The 16,319-nt window shown below is 71.5% G+C and carries 13 protein-coding genes; 6 read left to right on the forward strand and 7 right to left on the reverse strand.

Annotated elements, in window-relative coordinates:
- The first annotated feature begins 76 nt into the window (after positions 1-76).
- Positions 77-1,093 (forward strand): ATP-binding cassette domain-containing protein, encoded by a 1,017-nt coding sequence (locus Vse01_RS11795; RefSeq protein WP_093401955.1) that lies wholly within the window; start codon positions 77-79, stop codon positions 1,091-1,093.
- Complete coding sequence (locus tag Vse01_RS11800) at positions 1,090-1,947, forward strand: ABC transporter permease (protein ID WP_093401956.1); 858 nt, start codon at positions 1,090-1,092, stop codon at positions 1,945-1,947. The genes Vse01_RS11795 and Vse01_RS11800 overlap by 4 nt, the downstream gene beginning before the upstream one ends.
- Positions 1,948-2,043: 96 nt before the next feature.
- On the opposite strand, the gene Vse01_RS11805 is transcribed toward Vse01_RS11800, so the two are convergent.
- The 3 genes from Vse01_RS11805 to Vse01_RS11815 form a co-directional block, all read right to left on the reverse strand.
- Entirely contained in the window at positions 2,044-5,562 is a 3,519-nt protein-coding gene (locus tag Vse01_RS11805; protein WP_444980316.1) for an ATP-binding protein, read from the reverse strand.
- A gap of 71 nt (positions 5,563-5,633) precedes the next feature.
- Entirely contained in the window at positions 5,634-6,041 is a 408-nt protein-coding gene (locus Vse01_RS11810; protein ID WP_232511045.1) for a hypothetical protein, read from the reverse strand.
- Positions 6,038-6,298 (reverse strand): hypothetical protein, encoded by a 261-nt coding sequence (locus Vse01_RS11815; RefSeq protein ID WP_093401959.1) that lies wholly within the window; start codon positions 6,296-6,298, stop codon positions 6,038-6,040. Before Vse01_RS11815 ends, Vse01_RS11810 begins: the two co-directional genes overlap by 4 nt.
- Positions 6,299-6,564: 266 nt before the next feature.
- Here Vse01_RS11815 and Vse01_RS11820 point away from each other — a divergent pair, with 266 nt between their 5' ends.
- Positions 6,565-6,738, forward strand: coding sequence for a hypothetical protein (locus Vse01_RS11820; protein ID WP_170863298.1), 174 nt, complete (start codon positions 6,565-6,567; stop codon positions 6,736-6,738).
- A 388-nt stretch (positions 6,739-7,126) separates the two neighbouring features.
- On the opposite strand, the gene Vse01_RS11825 is transcribed toward Vse01_RS11820, so the two are convergent.
- Positions 7,127-8,527, reverse strand: a complete 1,401-nt coding sequence (locus Vse01_RS11825) for an AAA domain-containing protein (RefSeq protein ID WP_373870665.1) — start codon at positions 8,525-8,527, stop codon at positions 7,127-7,129.
- A 659-nt stretch (positions 8,528-9,186) separates the two neighbouring features.
- Positions 9,187-10,809 (reverse strand): DHA2 family efflux MFS transporter permease subunit, encoded by a 1,623-nt coding sequence (locus Vse01_RS11830; protein ID WP_093401960.1) that lies wholly within the window; start codon positions 10,807-10,809, stop codon positions 9,187-9,189.
- Between the two features lie 252 nt (positions 10,810-11,061).
- Here Vse01_RS11830 and Vse01_RS11835 point away from each other — a divergent pair, with 252 nt between their 5' ends.
- Positions 11,062-11,382 (forward strand): GYD domain-containing protein, encoded by a 321-nt coding sequence (locus Vse01_RS11835; protein ID WP_093401961.1) that lies wholly within the window; start codon positions 11,062-11,064, stop codon positions 11,380-11,382.
- 270 nt (positions 11,383-11,652) lie between these two features.
- Here Vse01_RS11835 and Vse01_RS11840 read toward each other — a convergent pair whose 3' ends face one another.
- Both Vse01_RS11840 and Vse01_RS11845 read right to left on the reverse strand, forming a co-directional pair.
- Positions 11,653-13,989, reverse strand: a complete 2,337-nt coding sequence (locus Vse01_RS11840) for an acylase (RefSeq protein ID WP_093401962.1) — start codon at positions 13,987-13,989, stop codon at positions 11,653-11,655.
- Between the two features lie 189 nt (positions 13,990-14,178).
- On the reverse strand, positions 14,179-14,556 hold the full coding sequence (locus Vse01_RS11845; protein ID WP_093401963.1) for a DUF4267 domain-containing protein: 378 nt from the start codon (positions 14,554-14,556) through the stop codon (positions 14,179-14,181).
- A gap of 95 nt (positions 14,557-14,651) precedes the next feature.
- On the opposite strand from Vse01_RS11845, the gene Vse01_RS11850 reads away from it, so the two are divergent.
- A complete protein-coding gene (locus tag Vse01_RS11850) occupies positions 14,652-15,239 on the forward strand; it encodes a TetR/AcrR family transcriptional regulator (RefSeq protein ID WP_093401964.1) in 588 nt (195 codons plus the stop codon).
- Positions 15,240-15,302: 63 nt separating this feature from the next.
- A complete protein-coding gene (locus tag Vse01_RS11855) occupies positions 15,303-16,283 on the forward strand; it encodes a cellulose binding domain-containing protein (RefSeq protein WP_093401965.1) in 981 nt (326 codons plus the stop codon).
- The last annotated feature ends 36 nt before the right edge of the window (positions 16,284-16,319 follow it).

Here is a 16,319-nt window from a genome sequence, read left to right on the forward strand (position 1 = left end):
CCGTGGGGTGTGGTGGGTCGCCGGGTCGCGGCGGCCCGGCTCATCGGCGTGACGAATGGAAGGAAACTTCGCAATCATGAGTAGACGCACCACCGGCCTCGCCATCGAGGCCGAGGGTCTGACCCGGTCGTTCGGCGAGACCCGCGCGCTCGCCGGCATCGACCTTCAGGTTCCGGCCGGCGCCGTGTACGGACTGCTCGGTCCGAACGGGGCCGGCAAGACCACCGCGGTACGTGTGCTGGCCACCCTGTTGCGCCCGGACGGCGGGCAGGCCCGGGTGTTCGGTCACGACGTGGTCGCCGAGGCCGACGCGGTACGTGCCCGAGTCAGCCTGACCGGCCAGTACGCCTCGGTGGACGAGGACCTGACCGGCACGGAGAATCTCATCCTGCTGGGCCGGCTGCTCGGCCTGCCCAAGTCCGCCGCCCGGCAACGGGCGGAGCAGTTGCTCACCGCGTTCGGGTTGACCGAGGCGGCCGGTCGGCAGGTGAAGAAGTACTCGGGCGGCATGCGGCGACGCATCGACATCGCGGCGAGCATCCTCAACACCCCCGATCTGCTCTTTCTCGACGAGCCGACGACCGGGTTGGATCCCCGCAGCCGCAACCAGGTGTGGGAGATCGTCCGGGCGGTGGTCGCGCACGGCACGACCGTGCTGCTGACCACGCAGTACCTCGACGAGGCCGACAAACTGGCCAGCCGGATCGCGGTGGTCGACCACGGCCGGGTGATCGCGGAGGGCACCCCGGGCGAGTTGAAGTCGTCGGTCGGTTCCGGCACGGTCCACCTGCGGCTGCGCAACGCCGACCAGCGCCCCGAGGCCGAACGGCTGTTGCAGGCGACACTGAGCGTGCCGGTCCAGTTGGAGGCCGACCCGGTGGCCATCACCGCCCGCGTCGGCGGTGACGGCAGCGAGCTGGACGCCAGCTCGCAGGCCGCCCGGGCACTGAGTGAGTTGTCCCGGGCCGGGATCGTGGTCGATGACTTCTCCCTCGGCCAGCCGAGCCTGGACGAGGTCTTCCTGGCCCTGACCGACCACCCCGCCGTGCCGGCCACCGACGAGCGGGACGACGAACTGGAGGCAGCCCGATGAGCAGCGACACCGCCACCTCGACCGGCCGGGCGCCGACGGTCTTCGTACCCTCCTCCGAGGCGCTCGCGACGGTCCTCGCACCGGGCGCGCGACCGCCCCGGCCGAGCCCGCTGTCGGCGTCGCTCACCTTCAGCTGGCGCGCCCTGCTGAAGATCAAGCACGTGCCGGAGCAACTGTTCGACGTGACCGCGTTCCCGATCATCATGGTGCTGATGTTCACGTACCTGTTCGGTGGCGCGCTCGCCGACAGTCCCCGTGACTACCTGCAGTTCTTCCTGCCGGGCGTCATGGTGACAAGCGTCGTGATGATCACCATGTACACCGGGGTCGGGTTGAACACCGACATCGAGAAGGGCGTCTTCGACCGGTTCCGGACACTGCCGGTATGGCGACCCGCCGCGCTGGTCGGCATGATCGTCGGCGACGTGCTGCGCTACGTCCTCGCCGCGCTGGTGATCCTCAGCGTCGGGCTGGTGCTCGGCTTCCGCCCCGACGGTGGCGTGCTCGGCGTCCTCGCCGGGATCGGCCTGCTTGTGGTCTTCTCCTTCGCGTTCTCCTGGGTGTGGACGTTCTTCGGGCTGATCCTGCGCAGCGAGAAGTCGGTGATGGGGGTCAGCATGATGGTGCTGTTCCCGCTGACGTTCCTGAGCAACGTGTTCGTCGACCCGTCCACCATGCCCGGCTGGCTCCAGGCATTCGTCAAGGCCAACCCGATCACGCACCTGGTCTCGTCGGTACGCGCGGCCATGGCCGGCACGACCGACGCCTCGGCGATGATGTGGATCGTCCTCTGGAGCGCCGCCTTCATCGCGGTCTTCGGCACCCTGACCATGTACCGCTACAACCGCCGCTAACCCACCCACCCCTACCGACCTCGTTGATCATGAGGTCAGCGGCACTGATGGAGCGAATTCGCCACTGACCTCATGATCAACCCATCGGAAGGCGGGTTAGAGGTGCCAGGGGACAGGGGTGGGTGGGAGGTAGCGGCAGGCGGTGCCGGTGGAGACCGTGGCCCGCAGGTGGGTGGCGAGGGGTGGGTGCCGCTGGTCGAGCCGCCGCAGCGTGTCGCGGATGCGGGCGGTGACCGTCTTGCGGGCACGTTCCGCCTCGTCACCGAGCCGACGGGTACGACCGGCCAGCCCGGCGGCGGCCCGCAACTGGGCGATCAACGCCTGCCGCTCAGTGTCCAGCGCCGCCACCCTGCGCTCGTCGCCACGCCCGGCCGCCAGATCGATCTCGTCGTCGAGCCGTGCCAGGTGGCGCCGGTAGCGGTTCTTCGCTTCGTCATCGAGCACCTGATCGCCGCCCATCCGGCGGGCGACGACGAGTTCCGGCCCGGCGGCCGGGTCGAGCAGTTCGACCGCGGGCACGTCGACGCCCGGGCGGCCGAGCAGCAGTCGCAGGTCGTGCAGCCCCTTGGCGTCGGGTAGATGAACCGTGCCGCCGTCGAAGGTGAGCCGCCAGACGGCTCCGTCGCGCCGGAACTCGTACGCCGGTCCCACCGCACCGTTGCCGGCCGTCCCGGCTGGCACCGACCCCACCGCCGAATCGCCCGACCCCCACCCGCCCGCGGCCACTCCCGCCACCGGGCCAGCCGCCGTAACCGTCGCCGCGCCAGCCGTGGCCCGTTCTGCCGCCGCCGACCTCGCCGCCCCGCCGCCCGCTGCCGGCCCCGCCACCAAGCTCGCCGCCCCGCCAACCACCGCAGAGCCCGCCGCCGCTCCACCGGCCGCCCCCGAACCGGCCGCCAAGCCGGCCGCCGCCGAACCGGCCGCCGGGCTCGTCTCGGCGGACCGTTCGGGTTCCTCGGCGGCTGGCCGGACCGGGACGGCGGCGAGTCGGGCCAGGATCTGCGGCATGTCGAGCTCGCGGGCCTCGCGCTCGGTCTCGGCGCGCAGAGCGGCGGCGCTCGTGGCGTCACCCGGGCCACCACGGGCGGCCAGGGCGTCGGCGAGCGCGGCCCGGGCGATCAGCGACCAGGGGCGGGCACCCATCCGGTCGGCGGCGGCGCGGGCGGCGGAGAAACCGGCGACGGCGTCGTCCCAACGCTGCTCGGCGAGGTCGACCACGGCGAGCCAGTGATCGACCGGCCCGCTGAGGTCGCAGCCGTACAGGGAGACGAGCCATTGGCCCCGGTACGGCAGCAGGTCCGCACGGATCTCGGCGCAGCGGCTCGGGTCGGCGACCGTGGCCTGAGCGCGCAACCGCAACCACATCGGCGAGATCGACCCGGCGAACCGGGTGCCGGAGGCTTCGAGTTCCGCGGTGAGGTCGGCCGCCATGCGATGGTCACCGCGCTCGGCAGCCGTGATCGCCCTCAGCAGGCCGAGATGCGGATGATCGGTCGCGGCGAGCCCGTCGAGCAGTGCGTCGGCGTCGTCGAGCCGGCCCCGCAGCAACTGCAACGCCCAGCGCAGGTGGTGGCCGAGGAAGGCATGGTCGGCGTGCTCCCAGTCGTCCAGCGCACCGAGCTCGGCGTAGCAGGTTTCCGCACCGGCGAAGTCGCCACGGAAGGCGCCGATGATGCCGCCGTCGATGGCCGCCGCCATCTGATGGCGGGGCTTGCCGGTCTGTCGTCCACCGGTGACGAAGGCGGTGAGTTCGTCGAGATAGCGCGGGTCTCCGAGTTCCAGCAACGCCACCCAGCGCAGGGAGGTGGACCACAGCTCGGTTTCCCGGTCGCCGCTGCGACGCGCGACGTCGCGGATCTCGCCGGTGAGGGCGGCCCGGTCGGCGGCGGTGCCCAACCCCCAGGTGGAGTCGTGTCGCACCCACAGGCTGAAGGTGAGCGCCTCGTCGTCCCGCGTCGATCTGGCGAGCGTCTCGGTGGCGGTGATCAGGTCTGCTTCGAGGACGGCCGGCCCGGCGCTGTCGTCGGGCTCGCCGATCAGCCGCCGGTACGCCTCACGCAGCAGCGCCTCGCCGTCGATGCCCGGCACCGGCTCAAGCTGCCAGTGCCGACGTACGTTGAGCGCGAACCGGGCCAGCGTCACCTGGTCGTCCACAGTCAGGGCCAGCGCCGTGGCGTCGCTGAGCAGTTGGCGAGCCTCCTCCCGGGCACCGCAGTGGAAGAGCTGATCGGTCAACGCCGTCATGATCTTCACCCGCTGGAGGTCGTCCCGGACCACCTCCAGCGCCCGCCTGAGGTGAACTGTCGACTCCTCCAGCGCCAGCCGGCATCTGGCGTCCCGCGCAGCGTCGAGCAGCAACTCGGTGACGCGGAACGCGTCCAGGTGCGCACCGGCCAGCCACGCGTGGCGGGCGACATCCGCAGGGATCAGCAACCGGCCCAGCGTGTCGTGCTCGTCCACGGCCCGCACCACGGCGGCGTGCCGCGCTCTGCGGTCGTCTTCGGTCAGTGCGTCGTAGAGCGTCTCGCGGACCAGGTCGTGCACGAAGGCGTACCTGCCGTCTCCCAGGCCGAGCAGCAGTCGCGCGGTGACCGTGACCTCAAGCAACTCACCGACCCGGGTCGGCGGCAGGCCGACACTTGCCGCGAGGACCTCGCCGTAAAACTCCCGGCCGAGCACGGCGGCGACGGTGAGCGCGTCGGCCACCATGGCGGGCAGGTGGTCAAGCCGCCGCCGCACCACCTCCCGTACGCCGGGAGGGATGATGCCAAGCCCGCCGTCGGCATGCCAGAGCCGGGCGGTCTGCTCCACGAAGAAGGGGTTGCCGCCGGTGCGTCGGTGCACGTCGTCGACGCAGTTCGCATCGGGCACCCGGCCGGCGGTGCGGGTCATCAGCTCGCCGACCTCGTCCCGGGTCAGGCCGGTGAGGCTGATCGTGGTGGCCTTGGCCACCAGCGACATCAGCAGCGGCCGGAGCGGATGGTCGGCGGCCTCCACCTCGGCGTCACGGTAGGTGCCGACGAGCAGCAGCCGCTCGAACCAGGTGTGCTGGGCGGCGAACCGCAGCAACCGCATCGACGCCGCGTCGGCCCAGTGCAGGTCGTCGAGGATCACCATGACCGGACGGCGCTGCGAGACGGCGACCAGCGCGGTGGTGACCGCGTCATACAGGGCGAACGCCTCCTGCTCCGCCGCGTCGCCCCGATCGGCGACGCTTGCCGACATCAAAGAAACTGCCTCGTCGTGCGCGATGTCCGGCACCGGAGAACCCGCCGCGCCGCGGGCGGTGCCCGGGATGAGAGAGCTCGCCTCACCGAGCAGCAGGGCGAGCGCCGGCTCGGCGGATTCCCGGGCCAGCGCCCAGTACTCCGGCGACCGGCGCAGCCGGCGCAACACCTGTGCCCAGGGCCAGTAGCCGGGGGCGCTCGCCGAATCCCAGCAGGCGCCACCGAGCACCAGTGCACCCTGTCGACGGGCCTCCTCGGCGGCGGCGGTCACCAGGGTCGTCTTGCCGATGCCGGGCTCCCCGGCGACCAGCACCAGCCCGCCGTGGCTGGCGGTGGCCCGGTCGACCTCAGCCCGCAACAGACCGGCCGGATGATCCCGCCCGATCATGAATCCGCCCGCCTGCACGCCCATGGCAACCGACGGTAGCCGACCGGACCGACACCCCGGGGCGTCGCGGCTCAGCGGGCGTCGGTGACCACGTGAGCACAGGCGGCGCAGGCTGCCGGACCCTGTTCGGCGAACCAGCGGCAGGTGCGCCGGATGGCGCAGCGGGGCAGTTCCACCTCCGGTTCGCCGACGGTCTGCGCGTACGACGCGACGAGGCGTTCGCCGAGCCCACACTGATCACCGGTCCAGAAGCCGCACTGGCTGGTGACGCAGGGACCGGCGAGCCGGTAGCGGGCCTCCACCGGGACGTCGGCCTCCGCCGCTGCGGCGACGGCCACCTCGGCCGGCAGGGCCGGGGTCACGTACGCCACCCGGCCCGCCGGAGTGATCATGCCGAGGAAGACCGTGGCGTTGCCTGCGGGCGTACTCGGGCACATCCGCTCCCCCGACGGGGCCGGTCCCTGCGGCGGTCGGGTCACTTCTGCAACCAGAAGCCGATGTCGTTGATCTTCTCGCCGAGGTCCTGCGCGAACGGACCGTCGATCACCCACAGGCCGTACCACTCGGGCCGCAGCCGCAGGTTGGCGTGGCCGAGGGCGAGCGGGTTGCTGAGCTTGGTACCGGCGACCGAGAGCGCGGCCAGGCCGGCCTTCTGGATCTCACCGGCGATCTGGCTCTGCTGCTCGGATGTGAGGTCGACGCCGTCGACCACGAAGCGGAACTCGTGGCGTGCCATGGTGTTTCCTCCGGTTCGTTCAGTAGGTGTCGGTACGTAGCCCGCGCCGCAGTGCCGCCCGGGGTGAAGGCCGCCCAGCCGGAACGGGAGGCGGCGTCGAGACGGCCCACCTGGTGACGCCAGGTGGCGGCACCGGCGGTACGCACGCCCCACAGCTCGCGGCACGCCGCGACCGCGAAGGCGACCTGCTCGGGTGAGCCGGTGAACCCGGCCGCAGCGTCGACCACGCGCAGCCCACCGTCGGCGGCGACGGTCACCTGGCCGAAGTGGTGGTGCAGGCTGGCCAGGGTGCCCAGGTGCGCGCGGTCGGCTCGGCCGGCGAGGAACGCGTCGAGTGGCCGATCCTCCACCACCACCCGGACGGCACGCAGGGTGAACGTCGCCCCGGCGGCATCGGCCACGCCGACCACCTCGACGGGGACGCTCCAGCGACGCGGTGAGTTCGCCGACCAGAACGCCAGCCAGGCGCCCAGCCGCTCGTGCAGGTCCGGTTGCAGGGCCGCCGGTGCGGCCAGTCGTGCGGTGGCGATCCCGTCGCGGATGACCGCCGATGCTGCCGCGTTGACCGGGACGGCCGCCGCGGCGGGTGAGGTGACGACGGTTGCGGTGACGGCTGCGGCCGAGGCGACCGCGGTGCCGGCGAGCAGCCCGCGCCGGGACAACGAAACAGATGGGGATGACATGGTCCGCCTTTCTCCGACGGCCTAGGCATCCCACGCTATAGACGGCGACAGATCATCTGAATTGCCGTTGTATCGGGACACCGACACGAATCCCGGTGATCGACGACGGCGTGAATCCGTTCATCCTGCATGCCGTCGCCGCTTGTCAATCCGGCGGCTGGGGCATCGCGGCGAGGTGGGCGAGGATGGCCTGGTTGGCCTCCCATCCGTCGGGGAACCGGACCGGCACATCCAGTTGCGGCGCCTCGGTCGAGGGGTGGGCGTCCAGCAGTTCGCCGATTCCGGCGCGGGCCACCACCAGGCAGGCGTGCCGGTGCCGGGAGGTGAGCACGCAGAGCCGCCCCGATTCCAGGTGGAAGGCGGTCGCGTCGCGTCGGCCGGAGAGCGGGTGCAACACGATCGTCACGTCGTACTCCCGGCCCTGGAGGCGGTTGGCGGTGTCGACGGTGACGTCCGCACCGGCCTCGCCGAGCCGCGCCCGGATGGCCGCGACCTGGTCACGGTGGGCGGCGCCGACGGCGATCCGGTCCGCGGTGACCGGCGCGCCACCGGGCGCCTGCTCGGAGACCGCGACCGCCCCGCGCCGCAGCACCCGCAACGCGAGCGCGGCGCACGCGGCGGCAGCTTCCCCGTCGGTACGCAGGGTGTGCCGGGCCGGCAGCTCGTACAGCGCCCAGCCGGTGGCGGCGGCCGACTCCACCGCCATGTCGACGGCGTCTCCCGACCCGGGCTCGGTGAGGTGCAGGGCCCGGTCGTCCGGGCCGGTGCCGGAACGGAAGCCGGTGAACGGGTAGAACGCGCGGGACACGACCGGTGCCGCCGAGGCGGGCAGCCGCCAGGAGACCGGCAGCCGGTGCACCGGCAGGTGCGGGTTGTGCCGCAGCAGCACCGCCACCGCCGACTGCATCGGATCCCAGGTCAACCCCGCCCAGCGGCCACTTTCCACAGTGGAGAACGGATCGAGCTGCCCCGGATCACCGACGAACAGGGCCCGCTCGAACCTGCCGGCCACGCGCAGCAGGGCGTCCGAGCGCATCTGGTACGCCTCGTCCACGATCGCCCACGGCCAGCAGCCCTCGGTGACAGTTGCCCACTTGGCAGCCGTACCGACCACCACGGCCGACGCGGCCAGGTCGCCGACCTTCGCGGCAACCCGGACCTGCGCATGTGCCCGTACCCGGGGCGACGCCCGGTAGTCACCCGCCGAGAGCCGCCCGAGGCGCAGTTGCGGCGCCTTGCTGGCGAGCCGGTCGATCAGGTCATCGACCTGCTCGTTCGTCTGCGCAATGATCATCAGCGGCTCGCCACGGCGCAGCGCGTCACCGCTTGGAGCGGCGCTACCCGGCCCACCGCCGCCCCGATCGGTGTCGCCCGACCAGCTGGCGGCCAACTCGATGGCGGCCCGTACCACCAGAGTCGACTTGCCGGCCCCCGGCGGCGAGTCGACCACCACCCCCCGGTGCTCGCCCGACCGCAGGTCGGCGAGCACAGCGGTGATCACCCGCTCGGCCGCTACCGTCGGCAGCACGGCCAGCCCCGGCGGCACCGCCAGCTCCCGCGGCACCGCCAGCCCCGGCGGCACCGCCAGCCCCGACGTCAACCCGATCTCCCCCACCGGCCGCACCCTACCGCCAGCTGCCCTGCCCCGCGCTCACCCTGCCACCCCGGCGGCAGCCACGAGTTACGGCCCCAGCGGCTGTCACGAGTTACGCCTACGGCAGTCACGAGTTGCGGCATCTTGGGGTCACCCGCAGCCCGGAAGCCCCAACATGCCGCAAGCCGCGACGGGCGACGCCAACCACCGACACGCCCCGAGCGAAACGCGGCATGCCGGGCCTTCCCACAGCCCGGAAGACCCGACACGCCCCACGACGCGCCCGGCGACAGCCACGGGCTACGGCATGCGGTCACGGGTTACGGCATGTCGGGGTCACCGGCCGCCCGGAAGGCCCAACATGCCGCAAGCCGCGAGGGCCGACGCCGAGCGCCGTCCCACCCGGAGACCACGCGCCGTCCCGCCCGCCCGACGCCAAGCGCCGCGAGCCCGCCCGAACGCCAAGCGCCGCGAGCGATATGCGGCATGTCGGGGCTTCCCACGGCCCGGAAGACCCGACATGCCGCAAGCTGGCGGCCAAGCTGCGGGCCGGCAACGCCGAAGCGGAGCCAACCTGAGCGGCCCGGCGACGCCACGACGGGGCGGAGCGGTCAGTGGACGATGACCGGGATCTTCGGCTGGTCGTCCGGCTGGTCACCTGGCTGGTCGCCGGGCTGGTCGTCGAGCAGGTGGGACCGTTCCCGCCGCCTGGGCAGGAACGCGGCCGGGATGAACGTCGCCGCCACCAGGGCGAACGCTACCCAGAAGGTGGTGGCGAAGGAGTTGGCGGCGAAGTCCAGCCCACGCTCGACGAGTGACGGGTCGGGAAGCTGCTGTGCCAGCTCCGGCCGTTGCTGGGCGGCGATCGCCAAGCCGGCCTCGGTGACCGGGTTGCCGTTCTCGTCGGTGAGGCCGGGGATCTGCCGGGAGCCGTTCAGCTCGTTGGTGAGGATCACCGACATCACCGCGGCACCGACGGAACCGCCGATCTGCTGGAGGATGTTCACAAGCGTGGAACCTCGTGCCACCTCGTGCCCGGTAAGCGTCTTCAGCGCCGACGTCATCACCGGCATCATCGTGCCGCCCATGCCCAGACCCATCACGAACAGCGAGCCGCAGAGCAGCACGTAGGAGGTGTCCGCGTCGAGCTGGGTGAAGGTGAAGAAGCCGGCGAGGATGAGCAGCAGCGCGAACGGCACCGTCCGGCCGACCGGCACCTTGTCGGCGAGCATGCCGGCGATCGGCATGGTGACCATGGCGCCGATGCCCTGCGGGGCCATCAGCAGGCCGGCGTGCAGGGTCGACTCACCGCGTACCTGGAGGAAATAGCTCGGGAACAGCAGGCCGGCGCCCATGAAGGCGATGATGAAGACGAACATGGTCAACGCCGCGACGGTCAGCCTGCGGTTACGGAACAGCCGCAGGTCGAGCAGCGGGTGCCGGGGCTTGAACGAGTAGACGACGAACGCCACCACCAGTGCGGCACCGACCAGCATCGGCCCCCACACCTCGGCGTCGGCGAAGGTCCCGGCCTCGGGCAACGTGGAGACGCCGTACAGGAAGAGGGCGAGACCCGGCGAGAGCATCAGCATGCCGAGGAAGTCGAACGACTCGGAGGGCTGCGGGCTGTCCTTCGGCAGGGCCAGCTGGGCGTACACCAGCGCGACGATGCCGATCGGCAGGTTGATCAGGAAGATCCAGTGCCAGCTCGCCACGTCGATCAGCCAGCCGCCCAGGATCGGGCCGCCGATCGGGCCGAGCAGCATCGGGATGCCGAGCACCGCCATCAGTCGGCCGATCCGGTTCGGGCCGGCCGCCCGCGTCATGATCGCCATGCCGATCGGCATGAGCATGCCGCCACCGAGACCCTGCAGGACCCGGTACGTGATCAACTCGCCGATCGTGTCGGCGGTGGCGCACAGGCCCGAGCCGATGGTGAACAGCGCCAGGGCCATCATGTAGAGGCGCTTGGTGCCGAACCGGTCCGCGGCCCATCCGCTGAGCGGGATGACAGTGGCCAGCGCGAGCGTGTAGCCGGTCATCGTCCAGGCGACGCGGGCGTACGAGGCGTCGAACTCGCTCTGGAACGTCGGCAGGGCGACGCTGACCACCGTCACGTCGAGGATCGACATGAGCGCACCGAGCACGACGACGCCGGCCACCTTGAGTACCGCAGCGTCGAGCTTGTCCGAGGTCGGGACAGGCTGCGGTGCCGCGACGGATTGCTGTGTCACGAAGTCTCCTGTTGTCGGAACTGTCCGAAGGACGAGCGGTGGTGGCCGACGTGGCGCCCACTGGCCAGCGCGACGGCGGTGGTGAAGCCCGCACGGCACAGTAGCCCCCGCCAACGACACTTCGCCGCCCGTTTAGCGACCAGCAGAGCGTTCTGTGAGCACGGCCACGCTGATCTTGTGCCGCGAGGCGTGACCGGGCGGAAAGCGGGTAGGCGCGACCGGGTCGGGCGGAGGCGGGAAGGTGGTGCCAGCGTGGCGAAGTTCCTGGTCACAGCGATCTACACGGTTCCGGGAATGGCCGGGCTGGCCAAGGAAGGCGGTACGGCGCGGGCCGAGGTGATCGAGGCGCTGATCGAGAACGCCGGCGGGCAGGTGGAGGCGGTGTACTACGCGTTCGGCCAGTTCGACCTGTACGTGCTCTGCGAGGTGCCGGACAACGTCACCGCCGCCGCGCTCGGCATCGCCGTGCGGGCGGCAGGCGGCGTCGACGCCCGGATCGTGCCGCTGCTCACCACGACGGAGATCGACGCCGCCGTCCGGCTACCCGTCACCTACCAGCCGCCGGCTGCGTGACGCGGATCCGGCCGGACGACGACCCGCCACCAGCCCACCCCGAGCCGCCCAACCCACCCCGAGCCGCCCAGCCCACCGCCGAGCCACGCACCCACCCCGATTACGCCGCCGACCGCCCGACCTGCCAAGGTCCGACCTGGGCTGCCACCCGACATGCGGCATCTCGCACCTTCCCGCGAACCAGGAAGCCCAACATGCCGCAACTCGCGACCCCACAACCCAGCACGGCACGCCCAACATGCCGCGACTCGCGACTCCCACTCCCGTCGGTCAGCGGCGGCGCTCTCCCACCCGGTACGTGACCAGGTTCGGGTCGGCCCGCAGCTGCTTCTGGGTGAACTTGATGTTGTCCCAGCCCTTGGCCGAGTACAGCCGGGTCTGGTCGGCGTACCAGGGCGAGTTCGGGTTGGCCGACTGCGAGTAGGTCAGCAGCTGCCGACCCGACGGCCCGTCGCGACCCAGCTCGACGGCCATCAGGTACGACGTGCCGTGCCGCACCTTCGGGTAGCCGACGCCGGGCTGCACCTGGTTGATGATCATGTTGAAGACACCGGCGTCCGGCCAGCCGCCGTGGATGGGAATGCGTTCGGCGCCACGGGGTTCGGTCTGGATGTCGCCGAGGCGGGCGTCCAGTGGGATGCCGCCGAGCAGTTGGACGGCGTCGGCGAGCGCCGTACGCACCCTCGGGTCGTCGACCGCGAGCCGGTTCGGCGTGGTCAGCGGGGCGTCCGGGTCGAACGGGTCGGCGAAACGCAGGCCGCCGGCCCGGGCGAACTCGGTGAACACGTGCGAGCCCCGGCTGCCCAGGTCGACCCGGAGGTCCCAGCGACGGAGCGCGGCGCAGGCGGCCGTCAGGTCGACGGTGGTGCCGTCCGAGGCGGTGGCCGTCGGCTGAGCTTCGCAGAGCCGGACCAGGTCGTCGCGGACCAGTTCGCCGCCGTACGCCCGGTTGCCGAGCGTCACGTCCCACAGCCTGCCGGCGGTGAATCCCCGGCCGGGCAGCCCGTCGGTGCCGGCGAGACGTTGCCGCACCTGGTGGACGCCGAGCCGGGTCCGCAGGCTGCGGGCGGTCCGCTCGTCGCCGATGATGCGCGGGTACCCGACGAGCGGGCGAGCCGGGTTGGCCAACCAGTAGCTGTCGTTGGAGTTGGTCACGTAGTCGTCGCGGACAAGTGTGGGCAGGTTCGCCGGCCCGAGAATGCCGGGCACCGCCGCGTCCCGGTCCCGGCCCAGCTCACACGATGACCGGGAGCCGTCGAGGACGGCCTGGCCGCTTGTCGCGTACAAACTCTTGAAGGACGTGGGAATGCACGCGGCCGCGAGGGCGTCGGTGACCCGGGGCACGACGGAGTGGTCGGCGTAGAGGGCCCGCCCGTCCCGGTCGGCGGCGATGACATTGACCCAGGGCAGGAACTGCCGCCGGTCCAGCACCGACCGCAGCTCACCCACCGACTTCGCCCGGCCCATGGCGAGCCAGCCGTCAAGCGCACGGTTGTTCGTGGCGTTGACGTCGGTGATCGCGTACGCCGTGTCGGTGGTCCAGTCGAAGCGGCCCGGCACCACGACGACCGGGCCGAAGTGGGTGTCGTAGAGGGTACGGCTGACCGGGCCGTCGGGAGTCCGGACGGTGACCGTGCGGGCGGTCATCTTCCGGGTCCGGCCGTCGTAGCGGTAGCTCGTCGGGTCGCCGGGCACCAGCGTGAGCCGGTGCCAGACGAAACGTCGGGCGGTGGAGACGGTGTGCGACCAGGCAACCTTGCCGTTGTGCCCGATCTCGATGAGTGGGTCACCGATCAGGGCCGCGCCCTCCACGTCGTACCGACCGGGCACCTTGAGCCGCATCCGGTAGAAACGGTCCGCGCCATCCCACGGAAAGTGCGGGTTCGCCAGCAGCATGCCGGCACCGCTGGTGGTGGCGCGACGTCCCAGACCGTACGCGTTGCTGCCCACCCCGGCCGGCGCGCCGTCCCGGGCGGTGACCACGGCTTCCGCCTGCGGGGCGCTCACCGGCGCGCTGGTTCCGTCCACCCGGGGTGGCACGGCGGCGACGATACCGTCGGCGAGTGCGGCGGAACCGGCCCGGACCATGGCCGTCCACTGGGTACGCCACAGGTCCAGCTCGGTGATCGGGCGCAGCCACGGCCGGCCGGCGCAGGCGGGGTCGTTTACCTTTCCCGTCCGCAGGTAGGCGTTGTAGCCGGCGGCGAAGCCGCGCATCTGGTCGCGTACCTCGTTTGAGGGTGCGCGCAGACCGTCGCGCCGGCCGACGAGCCAGCGCTCGGCGACCCGGTCGTCGATCGCCTTCTGGTGGAACAGGTCGCTGGCGACGTTGTCGGTGTCGGCGCCGAAGAACCGGGACCGTTGCGCGCCGACGGTCACCACGCTCTCGGCGATCAGGCAGACGTTGTCCTCCGCCTGCGCGTACCCGACGCCGTAGCCGAGGCTGGCGAAGTCGCGCGCGGTGATGTGCGGTACGCCGTACGAGGCCCGCTGGATCAGGGCCGAGTAGCCGCCGCCGTGCGCGACGGCGGTCCCGCCGGTCACGGCGAGGCCGGTGGCGACCAGGGCGGTGGCGGTGGCCGTGGCGATGAGTGAGCGTGGCTTCATCGGGCGGCTCGCTGGTGGTGGCACATGGAACGTCCTCCCCCGAGAGATGTGTCTGTCCAGACCCGACCGACGCTAGTGGTGAAATTTGCTCAGGTCACTGCCTGGTCGCCCCGGGATTGCGTCGGGGTTCACCCGCAGGGGCTCCGGCCGCCGCATCAATGGAACCGGCCGGCAACGAGGGCGACCGGGTTACGCGATGAGCAGGAGCACGCTGATCGCCAGCATCACCACTGCGGTAGCGCCGTGGATGCCGTAGACGGCCACCTTGGGCCCACCGCTGCGCAGCACGATCAGCGCGTCGCCGAGGGGGATGAGGGTGGCGGCCAGCATGAGCCCGCCCAGCAGGTGGGTTGTCCCGCCGACCACCACGATGAGGATGAAGAGCCCCGCGGCGATGTCCCGCACGGCCTTGACGGCCAGCCAGGCGTGAAAGGCCCGGTCCTCGGTCGGGGTGTCGGGGATGCCAAAGCCTGCCGCGCCCTGCGGTGCCCAGAAGGCGCGGGCGCCCATGACGATGACGGCCGCACCGACCAGTCCGGCGAGCACAGTGGCGATGTTGCTGAGCATGGGTTGTTCCCCTCGCTTGATTCCTAGCGGCGCTAGATGTTGTAGCGACGATACGTTGCCGTCGACAGCATGTCTAGCACTGCTAGGATCAGGTCATGTCCGCCATCTCCGAACGCCGCGAACGCGAACGAGCCCAGCGCCACCAGCTGATCATCACGGCCGCCCGCGAACTCGCCGAGGCCGAAGGGTGGGAGGCGGTGACAACGCGGCGGCTGGCCGAGCGCGTCGAGTACAGCCAGCCCGTGCTCTACAGCCACTTCACCGGCAAGGACGACATCATGCGCGCCGTCGCCATCGAAGGCTTCGGCGAACTCGCGACCCGCCTGCGCCGTGCCCGGCTCACCGACCCCGCGTCGCCCGCGGCACTGCACGCCGTCTGCCGCGCCTACCTGGAGTTCGCCACCGAGCAGCCCGCCCTCTACCAGGCCATGTTCATGCTGCCGACCGACGTGAAGTTCGCGCACGCCGAGACGCCACCGCCATTGCGCGCCGCTTTCGACGAGTTCGTCAACTGCTTCCACCCGGACAATCAGCGACGCGAACTGTTCGCCGAAGTCACCTGGAGCGCGCTGCACGGCATAGCCGCCCTGACCGAGAGCGGGCGCATCCCCCCGAACGGCCAGGCCGAGCGGCTCGACTTCCTCGTCACCCAGATCGCCGCCACGCCAAGGCCAGGGGTCTGAGCCGAGCGGGACCGCGACCCTGGCCATTGATATTCATGCATGCTGCTCTCTAGCATGCGCACTATGCGTGCTCGTCAAGTCACCCTCGTCGCCGTCCTCGGCATCGTGCTCGGGCTCTCCGGTACCGCCGTCGCCCACGCGGCCGACGATCCGGTGCTGACCACTCCCGGCGCACCGGTCGTGGTGGCCAACGAGCCGCACCTGCTCACCCTCACCTGGGCACCGTCGACCTGGATCGGCGAGCCGGGCGGGACGCCCATCCGGCACGAGGTGCGGGCCTGGCTCGGCCCCAACGTGTACCGCAGCCTCGGCACCACCACCGGCACCGACCTCACCCTCACCGATCTCGCGCCGGGCACCGAATACCGGCTCACCGTCTGGGCGTACACCGACGCCGGGTACTCCCTCGACTCGCCCGTGAACCCGGTGCGCACCGCTTACGGGAAGGCGCGGGTCAGCTACCGCAACCTCAGCTGGTCACCGACGGACAGCCAGATCCAGCACGTCCTCCAGGTCGTCAACACGGGCACCGCCCCGCTCGACCTGGCGGACGTGCGGGTGCGTTACCACCTGACGTTCGAGGGTGGAAACACCTCGCTGACCACCAACTGCGACTGGGCGGCGATCGGCTGCGCGAACGTGCACCGCCACATCCAGTTCTTCCCACCGCCCCTGCCGCCGGGCCCGCCGACCGCGCCGGTGTCGACACCGCCGGCTGCGCCATCGCCGCCCGCCTCGGGATCGTCATTGTTCCCCGCGACGACCACGTCGCCGCTGCCGCCGACCCCGACGCCCACCCCGACGGTCTTCCCGCCGCCCGGTACCCCGATCCCCGGCTGGATCGAACTGACCTTCGCCGCCGGGAAGCTGGCCCCTAGCGCGTCGACAGGCCCCATCTACCTCCGCCACCACCGGCCGAACTGGTCCGCGATCGACGAGCGCGACGACCCCAGCTGGCAGCAGGCCACCGGCGAGTGGGCCGACAACAGCCGAGTCACCCTCGACGTCAACGACATCCGCGAGTACGGCGACACGTACGCCTGAGCCTGGCTACCTCCCCGGCAGTCAGTAGTGGGCAAG

It is taken from the genome of Micromonospora sediminimaris (assembly GCF_016863575.1).
Classification (GTDB): domain Bacteria; phylum Actinomycetota; class Actinomycetes; order Mycobacteriales; family Micromonosporaceae; genus Micromonospora; species Micromonospora sediminimaris.